Source organism: Paenibacillus puerhi (genome assembly GCF_009846885.1).
GTDB lineage: Bacteria > Bacillota > Bacilli > Paenibacillales > NBRC-103111 > Paenibacillus_G > Paenibacillus_G puerhi.
On the sequence record NZ_WUWM01000068.1, the window covers coordinates 1 to 4,553 of the forward strand.

Consider the following 4,553-nt stretch of genomic DNA (forward strand, 5'->3'; position numbering starts at 1 on the left):
TCGACCGTCGCCTCCGTCGGGCCGTACAGGTTGATCAGACGGCAGCGGTTGATCCAGGCCACCGTCTGCTGGAAGCGCGCCACATGCTGCGGCGGCAATGCTTCGCCACTGGCGAAGACGTGGCGCAGCGTGCCGAGCTGCTCGGCGAGCAGCCGCTCCGGCTGCTGCTCCGCGTCCTCCAGGAACGCGTGCAGCATGGCGGGCACGAAGTGCATCGTCGTCACGCCATAGCGCTGGATCGTCTCCCGGATGCGCTCGGGGCTCTTCTCGCCTCCCGGCGTCAGCAGGCAGACGCTCGCGCCGACCATCGCCCACCAGAACAGCTCCCACACCGATACGTCGAAGGTGAACGCCGTTTTCTGCAGGATTACGTCGCTTGCGCCAATCGGATACCGCTCGTGCATCCACAGAATGCGGTTGAGCACCGAATGATGCTCGATCATGACGCCCTTCGGATTGCCCGTCGAGCCGGACGTGTAGATCACGTAAGCCACGTCCTGCGGCCCGGCGGCCGGCTCCAGATCGGACCCGTCGGCGTCGTACACCGCCGCGTCGTTCAGGCTGAGCCGCTTCAAGCCGCTCAGCTCCAGATCAGCCGGCAAGCGCGGGAGCAGGCGCTCCTGCCCGAGCAGCAGCCTCGCGCCCGAGTCCTCGGCGATGAAGCGGATCCGCTCCTCCGGGTAGTCCGGATCGATCGGCACGTACGCCCCGCCGGCCTTGAGGATCGCGTAGATGCCGATGAGCATCTCCAGCGACCGCTCGGTCAGCACGGCGACCATGTCCCCGGGCTTCACGCCTTCGGCTCTCAGGGTACGCGCCAGCCGGTTCGCCCGCTCGTTCAGCTCGCCGTAGGTCAGCTGTTCGTCCTCGAAGCGCACGGCAATCTGCTCCGGCGTCCGCTGCGCCTGTTCCTCGAACAGGCCGTAGATCGTCTTCTCCCGCGGATAGTCCGCCGCGGTGTCGTTGAACCCGTGCAGGATCAGCTCCTTCTCCTGCGGAGTGACAAGCTCCAGTTCGGCGAGCAGCATCCCCGGGTTGTCCGACAGCTGGCTGATCAGACGGACGAAATGATGCTGCAGCTGCTCGATCATGTCGCGGTCGTAGACCGAGGCATTGTAGCCGAAATCGATAAGCGTGTCGTCGCCTGGCATGATCGTCAGCGTGAAATCATAGTTCGTCTGTTCATTCATCTCGGCGTTCTGGATGGTAAACGACTCTTCGGAGCCTTCGCCAATGCTTTCGATTTGCTTGTCGAGCGGATAGTTCTCAAAAATGACGATATGATGAATCAAATCTTGCTTTTGAACGGTTTGCGCCTGAATCTCATAGAGCGGATACGTGTCGTATGCATGAGTAGCGATCGCCTGCTCTTGATTGCGCTTGAGCAGTTGAGCGAAGCTCTCATGGTCGTCCGCCCGGACGCGAACCGGCACGGTATTGATAAACAAGCCGATCATTTGCTCCACGCCCGGAATTTCCGCCGGACGGCCGGATACGACGCTGCCGAACACCACATCGCGGCAGTTGTTATAGCGGTGAAGCAGAACGCCCCAAGCCGCCTGCATGAATGTATTGATCGTCACCTGATGCTGCTTCGCCGCCTGATTCAGCTTCCGGCTCAGCTCCTTGCCAAGCGCGCAGCTGAGCTTCTCCGCCGTATAACCAAGCGCACTGGCGGATGGCTTGCCGCGAGGCAGCGTCGTCTGCTGCTCGTAGCCCTCCAGATAGCCGCTCCAGTATCCGGCCGCTTCCTCGACCTTCTGCTCGCCCAGCCACTCGATATACCGGCTGTATGGCGTGACCGGCTGGAACTCCGGCTCACGCTTCTCGCGAAGGGCGAAGTAGGCGCCGAACACATCGCTGCTGATCAGCGACAAGCACCAGCCGTCCATGATGATGTGATGGAAGCTCCAGATCAAGGAGTAGGACCGGTCTCCCGTACGAAGTACAGTTACTCGCATCAGCGGGTCCGAAGCCAGATCGAAGCCTCTGGACTTGTCTCGTGCGGCGAAGGAGGCTACGTGCGCTTCCAGCTCCGTTTCTTTGACACCGCGCACATCCTCATAATGAAGCTCGCTGCGCTTGTGGCGGAACACCACCTGTACCGGCTCCTGCCGCCAATCTGCGATGATATTCGTTCTAAGCACCGCATGCCTTTGTACGAGGAGCTCCAGACTATGGGCGAAGTCGTCCACATCAAAGCTGCCTTCCAGATCGAAAGTCGCTTGCTCCAGGTAAGCCGGGGATTGCGGGTCCATCAAGGAATGGAACAGCATCCCTTTTTGCATCGGCGTGAGCGGGTACACATTCTCGATCTCGCCCAGACTGCGGGTTTGCTCCCTTAACTGCTCAAGCTCGTCTATCGAGAGGCCTTCCAATAAAACATCGCTAGGCGTCACTTCGACGCTATCCTGAGCAGCGCAGTGATCGATCACGTCGCGAAGGCTGGCCTGCAGCAGTCCGGCGAAGCGCTGCATCGTTTCTCTGCGGTACGCCTTGCCATTGTAAAGCAGCGTGAACTCCAGCTTACCCTCCGAGATCATTCCGCTAAGGTTCAGCGCTTGCCGCAGGACGGTTTGACCGCTTACGGACAAACCCGTAGCATACGGCGATATTCCCGTTGAACCGCTCTGCAAGTCCTGATCGAATTGGCCCAGATAGTTGAAGCTGATCTGCGGCTCCCTGCCGAAGGCTTCTGCATCCTGCCGGGCGGACATATAGCGAAGCAGTCCGTATCCGATGCCTTTGCGCGGCACGCGGCGCAGATCTTCCTTCACCCGCTTGATCTTGCTCGAGAGGTCGTCCCCGGCCTCCATGCTCAGCAGTACCGGATATTGGCTGGTGAACCAGCCTACGGTGCGCGAGATGTCGATATCCGGGTGGATCGCCTCGCGTCCGTGGCCTTCGAGACTGACGAGCGCGCGATCCTCTCCCGTCCATGCTTGAAGAGCCAATCCAAGCGCGGTGAGAAGCAGGTCGTTAACGTCCGTTTGATAAGCTCGTCCGGCCTGCTTCAACAGACGCTCGGTCTCCAGTTCCGTCCAGACCACCGTAACCGTGTCGCTATCGGCGAGGACGAGCGCGTCCGCCGGCTGGTCGAAGTCTTGGGGCAGCGGACGTACTTGCGCCTGCTCCACCTGAAGCCAATAAGCTCTCTCCTGCTCGGTTGATTCCCGGCTCGCTTCCGTGAGCAGCGCCTCCGTCCATGTACGGACCGAATCCGTCTTATGCGGCAGGCGGATAGGGACGCCCCTTACGGCCTGATCGTAGGCCGCCGACAGATCCTCCAGCAGAATACGCCATGAAATACCGTCCACCGCCAGGTGATGGATAACGATCAGCAGATGATCGCCATCCGGGCAGCGGAATAGTCCGGCCTTGATTAGCGGTCCGGCGGTCAGATCGATGCTGGCCTGCAGCTCGCCCGCCAGCGTCTCGATCCGCTCGGCGACATTCGCTTCGCTGCTCAGATCATGCAGGATCAGCTCGTAGCGCCGTCCCTCCTGAAGGTCGCGTATCCAGGCCGTATATCCGGTCTCTGTGCGGCGGACTACGGTCCGTAAAGCATCATGATGCTCGGTAAGCTTGTCCAGTGCCTGTCTTAGCGGCGTTTCCTCAAATGCTTCCTGGCGGAACAGCATAACCGCTTGGTTGAAGTGATGAGGCTCGGCATGGTCTTGCTCGAAGAACCAGTGCTGAATCGGCGTCCAGCCCGATTCTCCCGTCAACACGCCCTGCTCGGCAAGCTTGCCGGAGAGCTTTACATACGGACTCAGCTCGGCAATCGTCGGATTCGCGAACAAATCCTTCATCTCCAGCCTGTAGCCTTCCTGCAGCAGCCTGGAGGACACCTGGATGGACTTGATCGAATCGCCGCCGAGCTCGAAGAAGTTATCGTGAATGCCTAGCGATGGTATGCCGAGTACGCCTTGCCAGATGGCGGTTAGCGTTTGCTCAACCTTATTGCGCGGAGCGGCGAATACCGCATCCGATCCTCCGCTTCCATCTGGCGCAGGCAGCGCCTTGCGGTCGATCTTGCCATTGGGCGTCAGCGGCATCTGCGGCAGCTGGACGAAGTGGGCCGGCACCATATAGCCCGGCAGCTCCGAGCCGAGCGCGCTGCGCAGCGCGCTTGCCGCCAGCTCCCTGGCCGCGACGAAGTAGGCGCACAGCTGGCTTTGGCCTGCCGAGTCTTCTCTCGCGATGACGATCGCTTCCTGCATCTGTTCGACCTGCAGCAGCTTCGCTTCGATCTCGCCCAGCTCGATCCGGTACCCACGGATCTTCACCTGGTGGTCGATCCGGCCGAGGTAATCCAGCCGCCCGTCCGGCAGCCATCTCGCCAGGTCGCCCGTCCGGTACATCCGCTCTCCGCTGAACCGGCTGATGACGAACTTCTCCGCCGTCAGCTCCGGACGGTCCAGATACCCCCGGGCCAGACCCGCACCCGCCACGCACAGCTCTCCCGGCACGCCGACCGGCGCCAGATGCCCTTGCGGGTCGACGATATATACCCGGTGATTCGGCACCGGACGTCCGATCGAGATCAGACG

At 61.1% G+C, this 4,553-nt stretch carries 1 protein-coding gene; it reads right to left on the reverse strand.

Annotated elements, in window-relative coordinates:
- On the reverse strand, nucleotides 1-4,553 hold a 4,553-nt coding region (locus tag GSF01_RS28865; RefSeq protein ID WP_159888719.1), incomplete at both ends, for a condensation domain-containing protein.